The organism is Kribbella sp. NPDC050470, assembly GCF_044458365.1.
Lineage (GTDB): Bacteria > Actinomycetota > Actinomycetes > Propionibacteriales > Kribbellaceae > Kribbella.
The window spans coordinates 340,584-361,040 of record NZ_JBITHV010000003.1; the positions used below are offsets into that span (position 1 = coordinate 340,584).

Here is a 20,457-nt window from a genome sequence, read left to right on the forward strand (position 1 = left end):
GACCGCTCACCGATGACCGGTTGCGAGTGAGTGGCGACTCTGGGTGAGATCGAAGGGAACACCCCGTTTCCGCCCAGACGAAGGTGGTCTCATGCGTCGTCTCAAACAGCTCGTCGCCGCTCTGGCGCTGCTCGCGATCCCGCTCACTCCCACCGCCTCGGCCTCGCTGTCACCCGACTGGATCGGCAGCTGGGCCGTCGCCGTCACTCCACCGGGTACGTCGGGTCTCTCGGCGACCGGTGTCACCAACACGACCCTGCGGCAAGTGGCTCACCTGAGCGTCGGTGGCTCGGAGCTCCGGCTGCGGTTGTCGAACGTCTACGGCACATCCCCGCTCGTCGTCGGCAAGGTGACGCTGACGCCGCGTGGTGACGACCTCGCCGGTACGCCGACGGTCCAGCCGGCCAAGCTGGTCCCGGTGCTGTTCGGCGGCCAGCCGTCGGTGACGATCCCGGCAGGTGCTGAGTGGGTGTCCGACCCGGTGCGCGTCGCCGTACCTGATGACACCGACCTGGTGATCAGTACGTACTTCCCCGGTCCGACGGGCCCGCTGACCCAGCACCCGGCCGGGTACGCGACGGGTTTTCTGGCCACCGGTGACCAGACCGGCGGCGACGGGTCGCAGTACCAGGCGATCTCCGGGATGGCCCGCTACATCATCGAAGGTGTCGACGTGCGGAGCCGAGTGCGCGGCTCGGTCGTGCTGTTCGGCGACTCGATCACTGACGGCGTGGTGTCGCCGATCGACCAGAACCTGCGGTACCCGGACCAGTTGGCCGACCGGTTGCTGGCCCAGCCGGCGCACCACGAGCTCGGCATCCTCAACGCCGGGATCAGCGGCAACCGCCTGCTCAACAACGCCGGTACGGCGGGGGACTCGACGCTGGCGCGGTTCGACCGGGACGTGCTCGGGCAGGCCGGCGTGCAGACCGTCGTACTGCTCGAGGGCATCAACGACATCGGTGGCAGCCGCGGCGCGGTCGAGCCGGCGGCGTTGATCGCGGTGCACCGGCAGTTCGTCGAGCGGGCGCGCCAGGCCGGGCTGAAGGTGATCGGCGCGACGCTGACGCCGTACGAGGGCGCCGGCTACTACACACCCGAGGGGGAGGCGGACCGGCAGGCGCTCAACCACTGGATCCGGACGTCCGGTGAGTACGACGCCGTCGTCGACTTCGACAAGGCGGTCCGCGACCCGGCCGCGCCGTCCAAGATGCTGCCGGCGTACGACGTCGGCGACCACCTGCATCCGAACGCCGAAGGCTTCAAGGCAATGGCTCAGGCGTTCAACCTGAAGGAGCTCTAGCCCGCTTCGGCGGGATGCTCGACCTGGCGATCGCCCCACTGCGTGAGCAGGCCGCGGGCGATCTCCAGGTCCTCCCGCAGCGATCGGTCGGTGAGATCATCCGGCAATGCGGCCAGCGCGTCGGCCAACCACGGTCCGACCGCGGCTGGCGCAAGATCGTCAGGCGTCCAGCCTGCAAGGCGAATCGCCCGTACGGCGGTGACCAGCTCACTGGCCAGCACTTCACGAAGTGCGTCGAGGAGTTGAGCCGTCAGTACGGCGGCTTGTGGCGCGAAGCTGGCGTGGTGCTCGGCTCCGCGGGACAGTGTCGCCGTACCGAGAGTCGCGGGCTGCGCCGCCGAACGGACCGCGGCCAGCGCGTCGTGGGCGACGTACTCGATCATCATCACGCCCGAGCTCGCCTCCGCACCGCTGGCCAGGAACCGGCTCAGCCCGGTGAACTCGGGGTCGACCAGGTTCGCGACTCGGGACGTCGACAAGGTCGCGACGCTGTGCAGGCTCAGCCGGAGCGAGTCGAGGGCGAGTGCGATCGGCATCGCGTGCCAGTTGCCGTTGTGGAGCACGGTGTCGCCGGCCACCAACGGGTTCTCGGCGGAGGCGTTGATGTCGATCCGGAGACTGTTGCCGAGAGCATCCACATGGTCGACGGCCGGTCCGAGGACCTGCGCGAACGCTCGGAGCCCGAACGGATCCTGGACCCGGGCGGGTGTGATCGGCAGGCCGTCGAGCAGCCCGCGCATCCGGCGTGCGACCCGGACCTGGCCTGGCTGCGGGCGGGCTTCGTGCACGCGGACGTCGTACACCTCGGCGTTGCCGCGCAGGGCGACGTGCGACAGGGCGCCGACCAGCGGTACGACGTTGATCAGCGTGGCGGCCTCGACGTACGCGAGGCAACACTCGGCCAGGGTGAGCGCGTTGCTGGAGAGCAGGGGGAGTGCGCTGGTCCCGTCGACGACCGCGCCGAGCGCGAGGCCGAGCTCGGCGAGCGGCCCGAGATCGCCGGTCCCGATTGCGCCGCCGCGGTGCAGGTCGGGCAGTTCGTCGTCGTTGAGCAGCGCGACGATCGCGTCGGCGACCTCAGGCTCCAGGCCGGATCCGCCGGACGCAAGCTGGTTGACCCGGATGAGCAGCCCGAGCCGGACCACATCCTTCGGGTACGACGTCGTACCGGTGGTGGAGTGCGATCCAAGCAACCGCGCGCCGTGCTCGGGGTCGGAGGTCAGCACGTCGCGGTTGGCGCCGACCCCGGTGGTCCGCCCGTACACGGGCCGCCGCTGAGCGACCTCGGCCACCGCCAGCGCCGACTCGTGCATCCGCTTCCGCGCGACGTCACTCAACCGCACCGCAGTCCGCCGCTGCCCGAGCGCCACGGCCTCCAACGGGGTCAGTCCAGCCCCGAGAATCTCCACCGGCTCCACAGTCCTCAGTGTGAGCCGCCGCACCCCTCCCGGGCAGCAACCTGGCTGAGGTCGCCGTCTCGGATCCGAGACGCTGCGAGAGTCCGGACATGAAACAGGGACCTCGGACAGCTGGTCAGCTGTCCGAGGTCCCTGAAAGGTGTCCGGGGTTACGCCTTGCCGTAGCGCTTCTTGAACTTCTCGACCCGGCCCTGGGTGTCCATCACGCGCTGCTGGCCCGTGTAGAACGGGTGCGTCGCGGCCGAGATCTCGACGTCGACGACCGGGTAGGTGTTCCCGTCGTGCCACACGATGGTCTCGTTGCTCTCGCGCGTCGAACCGGTGAGGAAGCTGAAGTCGCCGGACTTGTCCCGGAAGACGACCCGGCGGTAGTCGGGGTGGATGTCCTTCTTCATGCTGCAGTACTTCCTTCCAGATAAGGGGCGAACGGGTCGGTCAGCGGGTGGACCGCTTCGTCCGCACGCAGGACACAACCATCGAGGCGCTCGCGTAATTCCCGGACGTCCAGCCCGACCCCGGTGATGGACAGGTACGACGCCCGGTCGCCGTGATCGGGGTGCCACTCGAGGGCCGACCTGGCCTGGTGCTGCTGCCCGACCCCGGCCCAGCGGTCGGCCGGGAGGTCGGCCAGCCATGGACCGAGCACGCCGATCGAGATGTTGGTGCCGAAGCTGTCCCAGCTCAGCCGGTTGCGGTGCTGGGTCGCGATCCACACCGTCCCGCGGCCCCGCGCCGTACCGGCGACGAGCTCCTCCAGGGCGTCGTAGAGCCGCTCCGGGTGGAAAGGCCGGTCCGCCTGCCAGACCAACGTCCGGACCGGGCCGCTCTCGGTGGTCGCGCAGATCGAGCCGGGCTCGGTCCAGGTCTCGGCAGCGTCCGGATCGTGCAGCCGTACGCCGAGAAGCCCGGCCGGGGTGGTCCGGACCAGAAGCTGTGGATTGATCGCCTGGGTCAGCGCCCGGACGGTCTCGTCGTCGCTGCTCAGCACGGCGGCGTTCGCGTACTCGAGTTGGCGGGCGACCACCTCGGCCATCGCGCGGCCGTCCTCGGCGGCGGTCGGGATCCCGCGACCCTGGATCAGCTGGTCGCCGGTGAGGTCGTCGATCACGCTGCCGGTGTCGACCGTGGTCACGACCGCGTCCACCCGGAGCTCGCCGCCGCCGTCGCGGGCGATCTCCTCGGCGATCGCCTGCGTGTCCCCGGCGCCGGGCACCGACACGATCGCGGCGTCGTACCGCTCGACCGCCGCGATGCTCACCAGCAGGGCGACCAGGGAGCCGCGCATCGCGCAGGACACGCACGGGTGGCTCATCCGGATCACCTCGCGGTCGATCACGCCGCCGGCGGTCCGGGCGATCCGTACGACGGACCCGTCGGCCAGGCCGCTGACGTCGTACTCGACCAGTACTCCGCGTGAGCCGGCTGCGGCCAGCAGGTTGCCGGCCACCGCGCCGCGGAACCGCTCGTCGATCCCCGTGAGCAAGGTCACCGGCAGCATCCATACTCCCTTATTGAAAATGATTACCAGTACAACGTACACTGTGGATCGCAGTTGAGGAAAGGAACCCAGCATGGCCAAGCGCAACGACCTCCGCCCGATCGTCAAGCTCCGCAGCACGGCGGGCACCGGCTTCACCTACGTAACGCGCAAGAACCGGCGGAACAATCCCGACCGCCTGGTGATGCGCAAGTACGACCCCGCCGTCCGGCAGCACGTGGACTTCCGCGAAGAGCGCTGATGGCGAAGACCAGCAAGATCGCCAAGAACGAGCAGCGCAAGCGGACCGTCGCCCGGTACGCCGCGCGCCGCGCCGAGCTGAAGCGGATCATCGCCGACCCGCGGTCGTCCTTCGAGGACCGCGGCGCGGCCCAGCTCAAGCTGCAGCAGCTGCCGCGGGATGCGAGCCCGATCCGGGTGCGCAACCGCGACGTCGCCGACGGCCGTCCTCGGGGGTACCTGCGGAAGGCGGGCATCTCCCGAGTCCGTTTCCGCGCGATGGCCCATCGCGGCGAGCTCCCGGGCATCACCAAGTCTTCCTGGTAGTGCCCGCCCCGCGACGTGGATGCCGCGGCCTGGGCGTACGACGGCCCTCCCCGAAGTCAGGTGGCTTCGCGGAGGGCCGTCGTACGTTGTCGATCACTGCCAGAAGCGGATCCGGTGGTCGGCGACGAAGTCGGTCCGGGTGGTGCCGGTCGGAGTGAGGGACTGGACGGTCCGGTCGCCCGGGCGGGTGCGCGGCCAGGGGGTGGTGCCGGTGCGGGCGAAGTCGGCCCAGGTGGTGATGAGTTGGTCGGCGTACTCCTGCTGCGGCGGCTCGAGGACGGCCAGGTCGAAGAAGTAGGCGACGTCACTCAGGTGGTGCGAGCCGACGGGCCAGGTCGGCTTGGGCGCCCCGGCGTACCAGGGCGCCTCGCCGGCGAACTCAACCGCGTACGTCGGCATGCGTGTCGACAGGATGCGGTTGGTCCTAGCGGCGGGGGTGGACCAGTGCGAGTCGGTCATGACGGTCGCGAGGGCACGGCCGGCGGGGCGGACGTCGGCGTACTCGGCCAGGATCTTGTCTGCCTTGGCACCGAAGGTTTCGCGTACGGCGGTTTCGTACTCCGCCTGCGTGATCGGCTGGGCGAAGACCTCTTGAGCGCCGTACCGACCGGACTCCTCGTCGTGGTTGACTGCGTGCAAGACCGGGACGTTGTTGACCATCTTCTTGGCCGGGTGGTGCGGGAGGACACGCCCACCGAGCACCGGACCGAACTCGTCGTCCGCGGTCGCTGCGAGCAGTTCTTCTGCGGGGATTGCTCTCATGCAGGCCGCAGTGGTGCAGCCCAGCTCGGTCGCGAGGTTGCTGCTGTAGTGGTTCGCGACTGATCGCGGTCTGGGTGCCGCGTAGTTGATGGCGGAGTACTCCTGTGCGCAGGGTCCGCTCTGGATGATCGCCCGATCGAAGAGCCCGGCCGCGGTCGGGGAGGCCAGGTGGTCGCAGACGCTGTAGGCGCCGGCCGACTCACCCATCACGGTCACGTTCCGCGGATCACCGCCAAAGGCCTGGGCGTTCCGCCGGACCCAGCGGAGTGCGGCCTGCTGGTCCTCCAGCCCGTAGTTGCCCGAGTCCTCGCCGAGCAGCGGACTGGCGAGAAACCCGAACGCGCCCAGCCGGTATTGCACCTGCACCACGACAACCTCACCGCGGCCGGCGAACCTGTCGGGCCCGTACACGCTGTTGGCACCGTTGGTGAAGCTGCCCCCATGAATCCAGACGACGACCGGCCGCTTCTTCCCGTCGCTCCTCGGCGTCGTCACGTCCAGATACAGGCAGTCCTCATTTGTGCTCGCCATGCCAACCGGATGCTCAGGCTGCGCACAGCTGTCTGCGTGCTCCGTCGCGTCGCGTATCCCCTCCCAGGGCCTGGCCGGCCGCGGCGACCGCCACCGCTCCGGAGGCGCCGCGTACGGAATCCCCCGAAAGGTCCGCACATCCTCCTGGACCATCCCCCGAACCAACCCACCTTCCGTCCGCACAACCTCCCCACCACCGGCCGCCGCAGGCACCATCCCCACAGCCCCGACCCCAACAGCCCCAACCAACGCAACCACACCACGCACCACGGTCTCCTCCTAGACGTCCGGCAGACCTCAACCCTTCCGCCCAACCGCCCCCCACACAGTCACCCCACGTCCCCACCCGAGGTGGTGCTAGCCCCACTCAGTTGCCGTGACGCCCCCGAGCCCGCCGCGACGACCGCGTCCCGCCACGACGTGTCCACGCTCCGGCAGCAGGACCGCGGGCTGGCCCGACCACGCGCGGGGGACTACCCGTGGAGCCGCCGGGTCAGCGCGGTGGCGGCCTGGCGGGTTTTGTGGGCGAGGAGGCGGCGGTCGGTGGGTGGTACGACGTCGGTGCGGAAGGTGATGCTGATGGCGGCGACGGGGTGGCCGGCGTGGTCGACGGCTGCGCTGGCGACCGAGGAGAAGCCGGGGCTGATGAAGGAGTCCTCGAGCGCGAAGCCCTGGCGCTTCTCGTCGGCCAGCAGGCGCCGCAGTTGGGTGAGCGTCTGCGGTCCCAGGTCCGTCCGCCGTACGAAACTCTCCGGGTTGGGGAACAACGCCCGTACCTGAGCCGCCGGCAGCTCGGCGAGCAGCGCGCGCCCCGACGCGGTCAGCGTCGCGGGGAGGCGTACGCCGACATCCGTCACGAGCGTCACCGGCCGCGGCGGCTGCTCCTTCAGCAGGTAGACGAGCTCCCGCCCGTGCAGTACGCCGAGATGCGCAGTCTGACCCACCTCAGCCACCAACTGAACGAGCAACGGCCGAGCCAACCGCTCCAGCGGATCATGCCGCAGGTACGCCGACCCGATCTCGAACGCCGCCACGCCGAGCCCGTACCGCTTCTCCTCGGGCAGGTGCACCACGAAGCCCTCATCGATCATTGCTCGCAGCAAGTGGTACGTCGACGAGCGCGGCAGGCCGACCGCGGAGGCGATGCGCTCCATCGGCACCGGTCCGGGCTGGGTGGCCAGGAACGTCAGGACCCGCAGCGTGCGGGTCGAGGCGGGAACGTTGCCGCTCACAACGGCAGCGTAACCGCGAAGTCTCAGATTCCGGACGATTCCCGGGACTTGGCGCGGCTGCGGCGCAGCCACTGCCGGACTCCCTCGCCGGCCAGCGCGACCCCGAACAGGCTGCCGGTGATCGCCCAGTCGATGTCCTGGTCGTCGCCGGACGTGAGGATCCCGACCACCACCGCGAGGACGCCGAAGAACGTGAGGGACAGAACGATTCGAGTCACAGGGCCTTCTCCGCGGTCCAGGCGCTCGACGACACTTCGTAGCCGAGCCAGGTGTTCACTGCGAGCATCGGGGCGTTCCCCGCGTCGTTGCCGGTGTACGCAACGACGAAGCCCGCGTCCCGGGCCCGCGCCAGCGCGGCCGACTTCACCACTTTCGCCAGCCCGCGGCCGCGCGCGGACGAAACGGTGCCGGTCAGGTTCGACCAGATCACCTTCCGGTCCGGGTCGGCCGTCGTGGTGACGAACGACAGCACGGTGTCGCCGTCGAGCACGGCGAAGCTGAGATCGCGCCGGAGATCCGGGTGTCCCCAGTCGACGGCCAGCCATTCGTCGTACGGCAGCGAGAACGACAGCCCGCTCGGATCGCCGCCGGTGACCGCGACGACCGCCTGCCACAGTGCCCGCGGATCGACCTGGTCGTAGTCGGCCAGGCGCAGCCCGGCAGGTAGGGCGGCCGGCGGCGGTACGGCGCTCAGATCGGCTCGGGACTGGGACATCCGGCGGCCGATGGTGAACCCTCTCCGGGTCGCGAACTGCTTCGACTCGGCCTCGTCCGCGACGACGACCAGCAACGCGACCGCGCCCGCCTTCACCGCTTCGGCACCGACCGCCTCGGCCAGCGCGCTGCCGATGCCGCGCCTTCGCGCCGCCGGCGGGACCTGTACGGCGATCCGGACCCGTGGGCCTCGTTCGTCCGGGTCGGGCAGGTAGACGGTCCCGAAACCGGCCACGTCCCGGCCGTCCACTGCGACCAGGACCACCTGGCTCTTGCCGGTTCGCAGTTGCGCCTCGATCCCGCGGGCCGTCTTGACCAGTTGCGGCATCGTGGCTGCCCAGACTTGGGCGATCCCCACCGCGTCCTCCGGCCGGGCCGGCCGGATCTCGAACACCATTCCTTCACTCTATGTGTCGGGCGGTCCATCGACGTGTCTCAGATCCGAGACAGAAAGTGCCTGGCGCTGCTGTCGGTTGTCCGTGTAGCGCGGTGCAATGATCGGGTGGATGAGCAGAACGAGATAGTCGTCGGCGTCGGGCCGCTGACCGCGGCCGACGTCGTGGCGGTGGCACGGCACGGCGCCCGGGTGCGGATCGGCGACCAGGCGCTCGAGGAGATCGCGAAGTCGCGGGCCGCGATCGAGGCCCTGGCGCACGCGGACACCCCGCACTACGGGGTCTCGACCGGTTTCGGCGCTCTCGCGACCCGGCACATCGCGCCGGAGTTGCGGGCGCAGTTGCAGCGCAGCCTGGTCCGGTCGCACGCGGCCGGCTCCGGGCCCGAGGTGGAGACCGAGGTCGTCCGCGCCCTCGCCTTGCTCCGGCTGTCGACGCTCGCGACCGGCCGAACCGGCGTGAAGGTCGAGACGGCCCAGGCGTACGCCGGTCTCCTCAACGCCAACCTGACTCCGGTGGTGCACGAGTACGGCAGCCTCGGCTGTTCCGGTGACCTCGCGCCGCTGTCGCACGTCGCGCTCGCGGTGATGGGTGAGGGTTTCGTACGCGATGCCGAAGGCAACCTTCTGGATGCCGGCGACGCATTGCGGACCCACGGCCTGACTCCCGTCGTACTCGCGGAGAAGGAAGGGCTCGCGCTGATCAACGGCACCGACGGCATGCTCGGCATGCTGGTGCTCGCGCTGGCCGACCTCGACCGGCTGTTCAAGACCGCCGACCTCGCCGCCGCGATGAGCGTCGAGGCGCAGCTCGGCACCGACCGGGTGTTCGCCGACGACCTGCAGGCGCTCCGGCCGCATCCCGGCCAGCGTTCGTCCGCGGCGAACCTGCGCGCGATCCTCGCGGACAGCGCGATCGTCGCGAGCCACCGCGGTCCCGAGTGCAACCGGGTCCAGGACGCCTACTCGCTGCGTTGTTCGCCGCAGGTGCACGGCGCCGCTCGCGACACCGCGGCGCACGCGGCCACGGTCGCCGACCACGAGCTCGCCGCCGCGATCGACAACCCGGTCGTGCTTCCGGACGGCCGGGTCGAGTCGAACGGCAACTTCCACGGTGCTCCGGTCGGTTACGTGCTCGACTTCCTCGCGATCGCCGTCGCGGACCTGGCCAGCATCAGCGAACGCCGTACCGACCGCTTCCTCGACGTCGCCCGGAACCACGGGCTGAACGCGTTCCTGGCCGACGACCCCGGGGTCGACAGCGGTCACATGATCGCGCAGTACACGCAGGCCGCGATCGTGTCCGAGCTCAAGCGGCTCGCCGTACCGGCCAGCGTGGACTCCATCCCGAGCAGCGCGATGCAGGAGGACCACGTCTCGATGGGCTGGTCGGCCGCACGCAAGCTGCGCAAGGCGATCGACGGGCTGCAGCGCGTCCTCGCCGTCGAGATCCTGACCGCCGCGCGGGCGCTCGACCTGCGCGCGCCGCTCACCCCGGCGCCGGCCACCGCCGCCGTCCGGACCGCCCTCCGGGAGTACGTCGAGGGGCCGGGCACCGACCGGCACCTGGCCCCCGAGATCGAGCACTCCGTCCGCCTTGTTGCTGACGGCACCTATATCCACGCGACCGAGGCCGTCACCGGCCCGCTCTCCTAGAAAGGCTGGATCACCCATGTCCGGACCCCGTCCTGTGCGCGCACCCCGCGGCACCACCCTGACCGCCCGCGGCTGGCAGCAGGAGGCCGCGCTGCGGATGCTGCAGAACAACCTCGACCCCGAGGTCGCCGAGCACCCCGACGAACTGGTCGTGTACGGCGGTTCCGGCAAGGCGGCCCGGGACTGGAACTCCTTCGACGCGATGGTGCGGACCCTGACCACGCTGAAGGACGACGAGACCATGCTGGTGCAGTCCGGCCGCCCGGTCGGCGTGATGCAGACGCACGAGTGGGCGCCGCGGGTGCTGATCGCGAACTCGAACCTGGTCGGCGACTGGGCCACCTGGGAGGAGTTCCGCAAGCTGGAGGCGATGGGCCTCACGATGTACGGCCAGATGACGGCCGGCTCGTGGATCTACATCGGCACCCAGGGCATCCTGCAGGGCACCTACGAGACGTTCGGCGCGGTGGCCGAGAAGAAGTTCGGCGGCTCGTTGGCCGGCACCATCACGCTGACCGCCGGGCTCGGCGGGATGGGCGGCGCCCAGCCGCTGGCGGTGACGATGAACGACGGTGTGGCGATCTGCATCGACGTCGACTCCTCGCGAATCGACCGGCGGATCGAGCACCGGTACCTCGACGTCCGGGCCGGCTCGCTGGAGGAGGCGCTGCGGCTGGCCGAGGAGGCCAAGAAGGCCCGGCGGCCGCTGTCGATCGGTGTCCTGGGCAACGCTGCCGTGATCGTGCCGGAGCTGCTGGAACTGGGCGCCCCGATCGACATCGTCACCGACCAGACCTCGGCGCACGACCCGCTGATGTACCTGCCGGTCGGGATCGAGTTCGACGACTGGGCGACCGCACGGGAGAAGGACCCGGCCGGATTCACCGAGCGCGCACAGGCCTCGATGGCCCGGCACGTCGCCGCGATGGTCGGCTTCCAGGACGCGGGCGCCGAGGTGTTCGACTACGGCAACTCGATCCGCGACGAGGCCCGCAAGGCCGGGTACTCGCGCGCGTTCGAGTTCCCGGGCTTCGTGCCGGCGTACATCCGGCCCTTGTTCTGCGAGGGAAAGGGCCCGTTCCGGTGGGCGGCGCTGTCCGGCAACCCGGCCGACATCGCCAGGACCGACCAGGCCATCCTCGACCTGTTCCCGGACAACGAGCACCTGACCCGGTGGATCAAGATGGCCGGCGAGCGGGTCGCGTACCAGGGGCTGCCGGCCCGGATCTGCTGGCTCGGCCAGGGTGAGCGGGACAAGGCCGGGGTCCGGTTCAACGAGATGGTCGCGGCCGGCGAGCTCGAGGCGCCGATCGTGATCGGCCGGGACCACCTGGACACCGGCAGCGTCGCGTCGCCGTACCGGGAGACCGAGGGAATGCTGGACGGCTCGGACGCGATCGCGGACTGGCCGTTGCTGAACGCGATGGTGAACGTGGCCAGCGGCGCGTCGTGGGTGTCGATCCACCACGGCGGCGGCGTCGGCATCGGCCGGTCCATCCACGCCGGCCAGGTATCGGTTGCCGATGGCACCGAGTTGGCCCGGCAGAAGCTGGAGCGGGTGCTCACCAACGACCCGGCGATGGGTGTCATCCGGCACGTCGACGCCGGGTACGACAAGGCAGCAGAGGTTGCGGCCGAACGGGGAGTCAGAGTTCCGATGCAGGAGGTCTGATCGCAGAGTGCGACCGTGACATTGTCTATTGTTACGGTGCACTTTCCCGGGAATGAGAATCGCGTGGCTTCGGTCTCTCGTTCCGCTAGGGTCGATCGGGCGACCGACGACGAGCGCGAAGGGGCGCCATGATCGAGTTCGAGGACGTCACCAAGCAGTATCCGGACGGCACCGTCGCCGTCGACAAGCTGTCCCTGCAGATCCCGAGCGGTCAGATCACCGTGTTCGTCGGGCCTTCGGGCTGTGGCAAGACCACGTCGTTGCGGATGATCAACCGCACCATCGAGCGCACCAGCGGAACGATCTCGATCGACGGCGAGGACATCAAGGGCAAGGACCCGGTGACGCTGCGGCGCGGGATCGGGTACGTGATCCAGCACGCCGGGCTGTTCCCGCACAAGACGGTCGTGGACAACATCGCCACCGTGCCCAAGCTGCTCGGCTGGGACAAGCGCAAGACCCGCGCCACCGCGATGGAGCTGCTCGAGCGGGTCGGCCTGGACGTGAAGCTGGCCGAGCGGTACCCGGCCCAGTTGTCTGGTGGCCAGCAGCAACGAGTCGGCGTTGCGCGGGCGCTGGCGGCCGACCCGGCGATCATGCTGATGGACGAGCCGTTCAGCGCCGTCGACCCGATCGTCCGCCACCAGTTGCAGGAGGAGCTGCTCCGCCTGCAACGCGACATCGGCAAGACGATCGTGTTCGTCACCCACGACATCGACGAGGCGATCAAGCTCGGCGACAACGTCGCGGTACTGCGGGTCGGCGGCAAGCTGGCCCAGTTCGCGCCGCCGTCCGACCTGCTTGCGAACCCGGTCGACGACTTCGTCCGCGGCTTCGTCGGGCAGGACCGCGGCTACCGCGCGCTCACCTTCGTCCAGCCCGACGAGCTGCCGCTCAAGCCGTTGCCGCCGGATCTCGTGCTGGACGACGACAACAAGCCGGTCGGCTGGCGGAACGATCACGAGATCCAGCCGATCGGCGCCGTCTTCCAGCGGGGTGACTCGTTGCGTGCCGCGCTGGACGCCGTACTGACCTCGCCGAGCGGCTGGGGCGTCTGCGTCGACGCCGCCGGCAGGGCAGTCGGAGTCGTCGACCAGTCGATCGTCGCAGAGGCACTCCGATCATGACCTGGGTGGCCGACAACCTCGACCTGATCTGGGAACAGCTGCGCGAGCACATCTACCTGGCGATCATTCCGGTCGTTCTCGGACTGCTGATCTCGCTGCCGCTCGGCTACGTGGCGACCCGCTTCTCCTGGCTGGCAAACCCGTTGATCGCGTTCGGCGGCGTGCTGTACTCACTGCCCTCGATCGCGCTGTTCATCGTGTTGCCGGCGATCCTCGGCACCAAAGTGCTGTCCCCGGTCAACATCGTCGTGGCGCTGACCATCTATACGGTCTCGCTGCTGATCCGGAACGTGATCGACGGATTGCGCTCAGTGCCACCCGACGTCCGGCAGTCCGCGATCGCGGTCGGCTACGGCTCCCTGCACCGACTCGTCGCGGTCGATCTGCCGATCGCGGTACCGGTGATCTTCGCGGGACTGCGCGTCGTCACCGTCGCGAACATCTCGATGGTGAGCGTCGGCGCGGTGATCGGGATCGGCGGACTGGGTGAGTTGTTCACCTTGGGTTTCCAGCGGGACTTCCTCACTCCGGTCGTGGTGGGCGTGGTGCTCTCGCTGCTGCTGGCGCTGCTCGCAGACCTGATCCTCGTCGGTCTGCAGCGGATCCTCACACCGTGGTCCCGCGTGATCGCCGCACCGCCGGTGGAGGTGGCCTGACATGTGGGAATACCTGAGCGACCCCTTCAACTGGTCCGGTCCGGAAGGGATCTGGGCCCGGATCCTCGAGCACATCTGGTACACGTTTGCCGCTCTCGGGCTGTCCGCGGCGATCGCGTTGCCGGTGGGGCTGCGGATCGGCCACACCCGGCGCGGGGCCTTCCTGGCGATCAACCTGGGCAACGCGGCCCGGGCGCTACCGAGCCTCGGACTGCTGATGATCGCGGTGCTGCTGACCGACCAGATCGGCTTCCTGCCGGTCCTGATCGCGCTGGTCGCGCTCGGAATCCCGCCGATCCTGGCCTCGACGTACGCCGGTCTGTCCGGTGTCGATCCGGCCACGATCGACGCCGCCCGGGGGATGGGCATGACCGGACGCGAGATCCTGACCAAGGTGGAGATCCCGATCGCGATGCCGCTGATCATCTCCGGCCTGCGCGGCGCGACGCTGCAGATCGTCTCGACCGCGACGATCGCCGCGCTCGTGTCCCTCGGCGGCCTCGGTCGCTACGTGGTCGACGGGCTGAAGCTCCGCGACTTCCCGCAGATGTTCACCGGCGCCCTGCTGGTCGCCCTGCTCGCCATCCTGCTCGACGTGATGTTCGCCCTTTTCGGCCGGGTCGCCGTGTCCGACGGGCTCAAGACCGACTGAACTGTCCGACGTACCTGATGAACTTGCCGAAGATCATCCGCCCCATCGAAACATCCGCCGGCAGCGGCCGGTGGCTGACGAGACACTGGAGGCTCTCGTGTTGAGATCCACGCTCATCCGTACTGCGATCGCCGGGGTGGCCGTGCTCGGCCTGGCCGGCTGTGGGGGTGGGGGCGATCAGCTGGGCGACAGCGACGCGGGTTCCTCGCCCGCGCCGGAGAAGGTCACCAGCCTCACCGTCGGGTCCGCCGACTTCTCCGAGAGCCAGCTGCTCGCGGAGATCTACGGCCAGGCGCTGGCAGCGAAGGGCATCGAGGTCAAGCAGAAGCCGAACATCGGCAACCGCGAGACCTACATGGCCGCGATCAAGGACGGCTCGGTCGACCTGCTGCCGGAGTACACCGGCGCCGCGCTGCACTACTTCAAGACCGACGCCACCGAGACCGAGGACCAGGCGACGTACGACGCCCTGAAGGCGTCCCTGCCGTCCGGGCTGGAGGTGCTGGAGAAGTCGCCGGCCGCCGACGAGGACACCATCGTGGTGACCAAGGCGACCGCGGACAAGTACAGCCTGAAGTCGCTCGGCGACCTGAAGGACGTCGCCAAGGACATGGCCGCGGGCGGTAGCTCCGAGTTCAAGGTGCGCGACGCCGGGCTGAAGGGCCTGAAGGAGAAGTACGGCGTCGAGTTCGGCAAGGAGTACAAGACGCTGGACGCCGGTGGTCCGCTGAGCCTGAAGGCGCTGCTGGACGACCAGATCCAGGTGTCGAACTTCTTCACCACCCAGGCGCTGATCAAGGACAACAACCTGGTCCAGCTGGAGGACCCGGAGAACATCCTGCCGCCGAACAACATCGTTCCGCTGATCCGCACCGACCACAAGTCGGACGACGTCGCGGCCGCGCTGAACGCGGTCTCGGCCAAGCTGACCACGGAGGCGCTGACCGACATGGTGAAGCGGATCGACGTCGGCAAGGAGTCGCCGAACGCGGTCGCCAAGGACTGGCTGTCGAAGAACCCGCTGTCTTGAGCTTCGAATCCCTGTGGGCGTCCCAGTCCGCCATCGGCCGCAGCCCCGACACCGGCGGCTACCACCGAGGCGGCTGGACCCCCACCGAACGCGAGGCGACGCACTGGTTCACCGACCAGTGCGCCGCCCGCAACCTGACCCTCGAATCGGACGGCATCGGCAACCTCATCGCGTGGTGGGGTCCCCCTGGTGAGTCTGGCGTGGTGACCGGGAGTCACCTCGACTCGGTGATCGATGGGGGTGCTTTTGATGGGCCGTTGGGGGTTGTGAGCGCGCTTGCTGCTGTTGATCGGTTGCGGGCTGAGGGGTTTGTGCCTTCGGTGCCGATCGGGGTGGGTGCGTTCGTGGAGGAAGAAGGGTCGCGGTTCGGGATGCCTTGTCTGGGGTCCCGGGTGGCGGCGGGAGTGTTGCCGCCGGAGCGCGCACTGGCGTTGACGGATCGGGCCGGGGTGACGTTGGCGGCAGCGTTGGAGGAGGCGGGGATTGATCCGGCAGGAGTCGGGCCGTCGCCGTTGCTGCAGAAGATGGGAACGTTCGTCGAGTTGCACGTCGAGCAGGGGCGCGGGCTGACCGCTCCGGTCGGGGTGGCGAGCTCGATCTGGCCGCACGGGCGGTACCGGTTCACGTTCGGCGGTGAGGCCAACCACGCCGGCACCACGCTGATGGAGGACCGGCACGACCCGATGCTCACCTATGCGATGACCGCGCTGGCCGCCAACAAACAGGCCCGCCTGGCCGGAGCCCGCGCGACCTTCGGCCGGCTCTCCGTCGAGCCCAACGGCACCAACGCCGTACCGTCGCAGGTCACCGCCTGGCTCGACGCCCGGGCCGCCGACCAGGCCACTCTGGAGTCGTTGCTCGCGGCAATCACCAAGCAAGCGACGGAAAGAGCAGAACGAGACGGTACGACGCTCGAGGTCGTCCCCGAGTCCGTGTCGCCGATCGTCGACTTCCCGGCCGGTCTGCGCGACCGCCTCGTCGACGTACTCGACGGCGCCCCCGTCCTGCCGACCGGCGCCGGCCACGACGCCGGCGTGTTCTCGGCCGCCGGGATCCCGACCGCGATGCTGTTCGTGCGCAACCCGACCGGCATCTCGCACTCGCCGGCCGAGCACGCCGAGATGGACGACTGCCTGGCCGGCGTGGACGCGCTGGCCGCCGTACTGAAGGATCTCGCGAAGTGACGTCGTACTGGTGCTCGCGCGCCCTGCTGCCGTCCGGGGTCGCCGAGCGGGTGCTGGTGACGATCGCCGACGGACGCTTCACCGCGGTCGAGGCCGACGCGGACCCGGGCGACGCGATCCGGCTGAACGGACTCGTGCTGCCCGGCCTCGCGAACTGCCACAGCCACGCCTTCCACCGCGCCCTGCGCGGCCGCACGCAGACCGAGCGCGGCACGTTCTGGACCTGGCGCGAGCAGATGTACGCCGTCGCGTCGATGCTCACCCCCGAGTCGTACTACCGCCTCGCCCGCGCCGTGTACGGCGAGATGGTGCTGGCCGGGATCACCGCCGTCGGCGAGTTCCACTACCTGCACCACGCTCCGGGCGGACGCCACTACGACGACCCGAACGCCATGGGTACGGCGCTGATCGCCGCCGCCCGCGACACCGGCCTTCGGATCACCCTGCTGGACACGTGTTACGTCGCCGGCGGGATCGACCAGCCGCTCAACTCCATCCAGCAACGCTTCAGCGACGGCGACGCCGCAGCCTGGGCCTCCCGGGTCTCGCTGCTGGCCGGCGCCGACGACGTAGTAATCGGTACGGCGGCGCACTCGATCCGAGGTGTGCCGCACGAGCAACTCGGCGCAGTCGCCGCCGCCCTGCCCGACGCACCCCTGCACATCCACCTGTCCGAGCAAGTCGGCGAGAACGCTGCCTGCCTGGACGCCTACGGTCGTACGCCGGCCCAGGTCCTCGACGAGACCGGCTTCCTCAGCGGCCGGACGAGCGCTGTCCACGCGACCCACCTCACCGACGTCGATGTGGGTCTGCTCGGCAACTCGGCGACGTACTCGTGCTTCTGCCCGACCACCGAGCGCGACCTTGCCGACGGCATCGGACCGTCGTCGGCGTTGCGTGACGCCGGGTCGCCGTTGACGCTCGGGTCGGACAGCCACGCGGTGATCGACCTGTTCGAGGAGATGCGCGCGGTGGAGCTCGACGAGCGGCTCGCCTCCCACGAGCGCGGCCACTGGTCCGCCGCCGAGCTCCTCAAGGCGGCGACTGCCGACGGGCACCGGTCGCTCGGCTTCGAGGACGCGGGGGTGATCGAGGTCGGCGCTCGGGCGGACCTGGTCGCCGTACGGCTGGACAGCGTGCGTACGGCGGGGACCGGAAACACTGTGGAGACAGCCGTTTTCGCCGCCTCGGCGGCTGATGTGACCGACGTCGTGGTGGGTGGACGCCAGATAGTTGCGCAGGGCAATCACCTGAAGCTGGACGTGGCCGGTGAGCTGGCGGCGGCGATCGAGGCGGTGACCGAATGAGCTCGCTGCTGCTGACCGGTATCGGTTCGCTGGTGACCAACGACCCGGCGCGGGGCGACCTGCTCGGCGAGGTGCGGGACGCGGCGCTGGTGGTCGAGGGCGGCAAGGTCGCTTGGGTGGGTGCTCGGCGCGAGGCTCCGGCCGCCGATCAGGCTGTCGACCTGGGTGGCCGGGCGGTGATCCCGGGCTTCGTCGACTCGCACGCGCACCTGGTGTTCGCCGGCGACCGGGCCGAGGAGTTCGCCGCCCGGATGACCGGTACGCCGTACTCCGCGGGCGGGATCCGGACGACGGTCGCGGCGACCCGGCAGGCCACGGACGAGGTGCTGACCGCCAACGTGGCGCGGCTGGTGACCGAGATGCGCCGGCAGGGCACGACGACGGTCGAGATCAAGTCGGGCTACGGGCTGACGGTCGCCGACGAGGCGCGCGGGTTGCAGATCGCCGGTCAGTTCACCGACGAGACCACTTATCTGGGGGCACACGTCGTACCGGCTGAGTACGCCGAGGATCCGGCCGGCTACGTGTCACTCGTGACCGGGCCGATGCTCGAGGCAACGGCGCAGTACGCGAAGTGGGTCGACGTGTTCGTCGAGCGCGGCGCCTTCGACGGCGACCAGGCGCGGGCGATCCTGACCGCGGGACAGGCGAAAGGCTTGCAGGCTCGGGTCCACGCCAACCAGCTCGGCGAGGGTCCGGGAGTCCAGTTGGCCTGCGAGGTTGGCGCCGCGGCCGCGGACCATTGCACTTACCTCACCGACGCCGACATCGACGGCCTCGCCTCGACCGGGGTCGTCGCGGGGCTGCTTCCGGCGGTCGAGTTCTCCACGCGGTCGCCGTACCCGGATGCTCGGCGGTTGATCGACGCCGGAGTGACCGTAGCCCTGGCCACCGACTGCAACCCGGGCTCCGGCTACTCCTCGTCCTTGCCCTTCTGCATCGCCTTGGCCGTCCGCGAGATGCACATGACCCCAGCCGAGGCCGTCTGGTCCGCAACCGCCGGCGGCGCCGCCTCCCTCCGCCGCACCGACATCGGCCACCTGACCCCCGGCGCCCGCGCCGACCTAGCCGTCCTCGACGCCCCCTCCTACATCCACCTCGCCTACCGCCCGGGCGTCCCGCTCGTAACCCAGACGATCGTGGGCGGGCGGCTGGGGTGAGGGCCGGATCTCCAGGCCATCACAATCGTCGCAGCAGTCGCCCACGCCGACTCACGCCGGCTGTCTTTCGTGAATTGTGATGGCCTGGAGATCCGGCCACTGCCCGCCGAACCACCTCCACCACCCACGGAGGGTCGAACATCACGTCCTCCCACGAGAAGCGGAGCAGACGCCAGCCGCGGACGGTGAGGTTCACGTGCCGGCGGCAGTCACGGGTGAGCGCCTGCCGCGTGCCGTGATGGGCGAAGCTGTCCGCCTCCAGAGCAATCAGCAGCTCGCGGTGGCCGAGATCGATCCGGGCGGAGAAGCGGTCGTCCTGAACGACGACCTGAGGCTCGAAGCCTTCGATGCCCGCCTCGATCAGGAGGGAACGGAGGGCGGACTCCAACGCCGACTCCGCCCGGCCGTCGGCGGCGGCCGCGACTCGGCGGGCGCGCCGGGAGCCAGGACCGCTGAGCTCAGCCGCCGCGACCATCAGCTGGGAGCGATCCACGGCGCCATGCCGCAGCGCCGAGTCCGCGACGGTGACGGCTGCGGCGAACTCGAGAGTGCGTGCGCAGTCCAGCACCGTTCGGAGCTTGCCGGTGCACCAGCCGTCGGATGGGACGTCGTCCGCCCAATGCAGGTCACAGTCGATCGGGCTCAGTCGGCGGTGCTGACCGCGCGGAACGGTGATCTGGGGCTTGTTCGGCAACTCGAGCGCCGCGAAGCCGTGCAGTACGGCGGCGCTCAGGTGTGACACCACCCCACCCTGGGCACGTGCGGCGGCCAGCGGATCCGCATCCGGCGGAATGGCGTAGACGCCCTTGGCGATCCGCCGGATCGCGCCGTCGGCCAGAGCTCCCCGGATGGCACGACCCGAGACGACGGCGCGAAGCTCCGCGAACGTCGCCGTACCCGCGCGCCGGTGCAGTACGTCGAGGACCTCGGACATGCCGAGATGATGGCCGAAGCCGGGCCGGATCCGCCGAGCGTCATCCACAGGCGGACCGCCAGGCCATCACAACGCAGCATCCGCGCGAGAGTTTGCGCTTGGCTGCGGTGGCCGCTGGTCAATGTGATGGCCTGGCGGTCCGGGGCTACAACCGCCGTACGTCGAGTAGGGCGCGTAGGGGGAGGTCGTGGCGTAGGTGGGGGTTGGTTAGGGCGTCGACTATGCAGGCGGCGCCGATCCAGTGGGCACCGCAGTCTTGGATGAGGGCGCGGGCTACCAGTGCGGTGGCGCCGGTGTCTGCCCAGTCGTCGACCATCAGGACGTGGTCGCCGGACTTGACCAGGCCGTGGCGGAAGCCGAACACGACGTGTCGGTCCTGGTAGTCCGGGCCGGTCGTCCGCTGTATCCAGCGATCGCTGTCCGTTGCCGGGCCGCAGTCCTTCCGGATCTCGACGAAGCCGACTCCCAGTGCGGCCGCCGTCAGCGCGCCGAGCATCGACCCGCGTGACACCGGACCGACCACGACCGTCGGAGTGACGTCGTACAGGCGGGCCAGCGCAGGGCCCAGATCACGCAGTACCTCAGCGTCGCGCCACCAGCCGGTGACGTCGGCGTAGCTGCTTCAGACGCTGCGATCCGTCCGCCAGACGAAGGTCTCGCGCAACCGCTCCTGGATGGTCA

Annotated in this window: 21 protein-coding genes; 12 read left to right on the top strand and 9 right to left on the bottom strand. The window is 69.8% G+C overall.

Annotation, left to right across the window (positions count from 1 at the left end; all coding sequences use genetic code 11):
* Window positions 1-91 precede the first annotated feature (91 nt).
* Entirely contained in the window at window positions 92-1,303 is a 1,212-nt protein-coding gene (locus tag ACIBGM_RS10095) for an SGNH/GDSL hydrolase family protein (RefSeq protein WP_396385133.1), read from the top strand.
* On the opposite strand, the gene ACIBGM_RS10100 is transcribed toward ACIBGM_RS10095, so the two are convergent.
* The 3 genes from ACIBGM_RS10100 to ACIBGM_RS10110 all read right to left on the bottom strand — a co-directional run bounded on the left by ACIBGM_RS10100 (window position 1,300) and on the right by ACIBGM_RS10110 (window position 4,219).
* Window positions 1,300-2,712, bottom strand: coding sequence for an aromatic amino acid lyase (locus tag ACIBGM_RS10100; protein WP_396385135.1), 1,413 nt, complete (start codon window positions 2,710-2,712; stop codon window positions 1,300-1,302). The two genes, ACIBGM_RS10095 and ACIBGM_RS10100, sit on opposite strands and share 4 nt — an antisense overlap.
* Window positions 2,713-2,870: 158 nt before the next feature.
* On the bottom strand, window positions 2,871-3,116 hold the full coding sequence (locus ACIBGM_RS10105) for a type B 50S ribosomal protein L31 (protein ID WP_360514656.1): 246 nt from the start codon (window positions 3,114-3,116) through the stop codon (window positions 2,871-2,873).
* Window positions 3,113-4,219 carry a CobW family GTP-binding protein gene (locus ACIBGM_RS10110; RefSeq protein WP_396385137.1) on the bottom strand — a complete coding sequence of 369 codons (1,107 nt, stop codon included), beginning with the start codon at window positions 4,217-4,219 and terminating at the stop codon, window positions 3,113-3,115. The genes ACIBGM_RS10105 and ACIBGM_RS10110 overlap by 4 nt, the downstream gene beginning before the upstream one ends.
* Window positions 4,220-4,292: 73 nt before the next feature.
* Here ACIBGM_RS10110 and rpmG point away from each other — a divergent pair, with 73 nt between their 5' ends.
* On the top strand, window positions 4,293-4,460 hold the full coding sequence (gene rpmG, locus ACIBGM_RS10115; RefSeq protein ID WP_360449989.1) for a 50S ribosomal protein L33: 168 nt from the start codon (window positions 4,293-4,295) through the stop codon (window positions 4,458-4,460).
* On the top strand, window positions 4,460-4,765 hold the full coding sequence (rpsN, locus tag ACIBGM_RS10120) for a 30S ribosomal protein S14 (RefSeq protein WP_360514662.1): 306 nt from the start codon (window positions 4,460-4,462) through the stop codon (window positions 4,763-4,765). Before rpmG ends, rpsN begins: the two co-directional genes overlap by 1 nt.
* A 93-nt stretch (window positions 4,766-4,858) precedes the next feature.
* On the opposite strand, the gene ACIBGM_RS10125 is transcribed toward rpsN, so the two are convergent.
* The 4 genes from ACIBGM_RS10125 to ACIBGM_RS10140 form a co-directional block, all read right to left on the bottom strand.
* A complete protein-coding gene (locus ACIBGM_RS10125; RefSeq protein WP_360515117.1) occupies window positions 4,859-6,274 on the bottom strand; it encodes a carboxylesterase family protein in 1,416 nt (471 codons plus the stop codon).
* 257 nt (window positions 6,275-6,531) lie between these two features.
* Entirely contained in the window at window positions 6,532-7,290 is a 759-nt protein-coding gene (locus ACIBGM_RS10130) for an IclR family transcriptional regulator (protein ID WP_360514665.1), read from the bottom strand.
* A 23-nt stretch (window positions 7,291-7,313) separates the two neighbouring features.
* Window positions 7,314-7,508, bottom strand: a complete 195-nt coding sequence (locus tag ACIBGM_RS10135) for a hypothetical protein (RefSeq protein ID WP_360514668.1) — start codon at window positions 7,506-7,508, stop codon at window positions 7,314-7,316.
* Complete coding sequence (locus ACIBGM_RS10140) at window positions 7,505-8,401, bottom strand: GNAT family N-acetyltransferase (RefSeq protein ID WP_360514671.1); 897 nt, start codon at window positions 8,399-8,401, stop codon at window positions 7,505-7,507. Before ACIBGM_RS10140 ends, ACIBGM_RS10135 begins: the two co-directional genes overlap by 4 nt.
* 105 nt (window positions 8,402-8,506) lie before the next feature.
* Between ACIBGM_RS10140 and hutH the strand changes: the two genes are divergently transcribed.
* The 9 genes from hutH (at window position 8,507) to hutI (ending at window position 18,842) form a co-directional block, all read left to right on the top strand.
* Window positions 8,507-10,054, top strand: a complete 1,548-nt coding sequence (hutH, locus tag ACIBGM_RS10145) for a histidine ammonia-lyase (protein ID WP_360514674.1) — start codon at window positions 8,507-8,509, stop codon at window positions 10,052-10,054.
* A 16-nt stretch (window positions 10,055-10,070) separates the two neighbouring features.
* Window positions 10,071-11,726, top strand: coding sequence for a urocanate hydratase (hutU, locus tag ACIBGM_RS10150; RefSeq protein ID WP_360514681.1), 1,656 nt, complete (start codon window positions 10,071-10,073; stop codon window positions 11,724-11,726).
* Between the two features lie 128 nt (window positions 11,727-11,854).
* A complete protein-coding gene (locus tag ACIBGM_RS10155; RefSeq protein WP_360514684.1) occupies window positions 11,855-12,853 on the top strand; it encodes an ATP-binding cassette domain-containing protein in 999 nt (332 codons plus the stop codon).
* A complete protein-coding gene (locus ACIBGM_RS10160) occupies window positions 12,850-13,509 on the top strand; it encodes an ABC transporter permease (protein WP_360514687.1) in 660 nt (219 codons plus the stop codon). The genes ACIBGM_RS10155 and ACIBGM_RS10160 overlap by 4 nt, the downstream gene beginning before the upstream one ends.
* Before the next feature lies 1 nt (window position 13,510).
* Window positions 13,511-14,161 carry an ABC transporter permease gene (locus tag ACIBGM_RS10165; RefSeq protein ID WP_360514690.1) on the top strand — a complete coding sequence of 217 codons (651 nt, stop codon included), beginning with the start codon at window positions 13,511-13,513 and terminating at the stop codon, window positions 14,159-14,161.
* A gap of 97 nt (window positions 14,162-14,258) precedes the next feature.
* The gene (locus ACIBGM_RS10170) at window positions 14,259-15,191 is read left to right on the top strand and encodes an ABC transporter substrate-binding protein (protein WP_360514693.1); all 933 of its coding nucleotides are present in this window, start codon (window positions 14,259-14,261) and stop codon (window positions 15,189-15,191) included.
* Entirely contained in the window at window positions 15,188-16,375 is a 1,188-nt protein-coding gene (locus ACIBGM_RS10175) for an allantoate amidohydrolase (protein WP_360514696.1), read from the top strand. The genes ACIBGM_RS10170 and ACIBGM_RS10175 overlap by 4 nt, the downstream gene beginning before the upstream one ends.
* Window positions 16,372-17,682, top strand: coding sequence for a formimidoylglutamate deiminase (locus ACIBGM_RS10180; RefSeq protein WP_360514699.1), 1,311 nt, complete (start codon window positions 16,372-16,374; stop codon window positions 17,680-17,682). The genes ACIBGM_RS10175 and ACIBGM_RS10180 overlap by 4 nt, the downstream gene beginning before the upstream one ends.
* A complete protein-coding gene (gene hutI, locus ACIBGM_RS10185; RefSeq protein ID WP_360514702.1) occupies window positions 17,679-18,842 on the top strand; it encodes an imidazolonepropionase in 1,164 nt (387 codons plus the stop codon). Before ACIBGM_RS10180 ends, hutI begins: the two co-directional genes overlap by 4 nt.
* Window positions 18,843-18,861: 19 nt before the next feature.
* Here the strand turns inward: hutI and ACIBGM_RS10190 are convergent, their stop codons facing one another.
* The gene (locus ACIBGM_RS10190) at window positions 18,862-19,776 is read right to left on the bottom strand and encodes a DUF559 domain-containing protein (protein ID WP_360514705.1); all 915 of its coding nucleotides are present in this window, start codon (window positions 19,774-19,776) and stop codon (window positions 18,862-18,864) included.
* A gap of 145 nt (window positions 19,777-19,921) precedes the next feature.
* Window positions 19,922-20,353 carry a phosphoribosyltransferase gene (locus ACIBGM_RS10195; protein ID WP_360515120.1) on the bottom strand — a complete coding sequence of 144 codons (432 nt, stop codon included), beginning with the start codon at window positions 20,351-20,353 and terminating at the stop codon, window positions 19,922-19,924.
* Window positions 20,354-20,457: the final 104 nt, after the last annotated feature.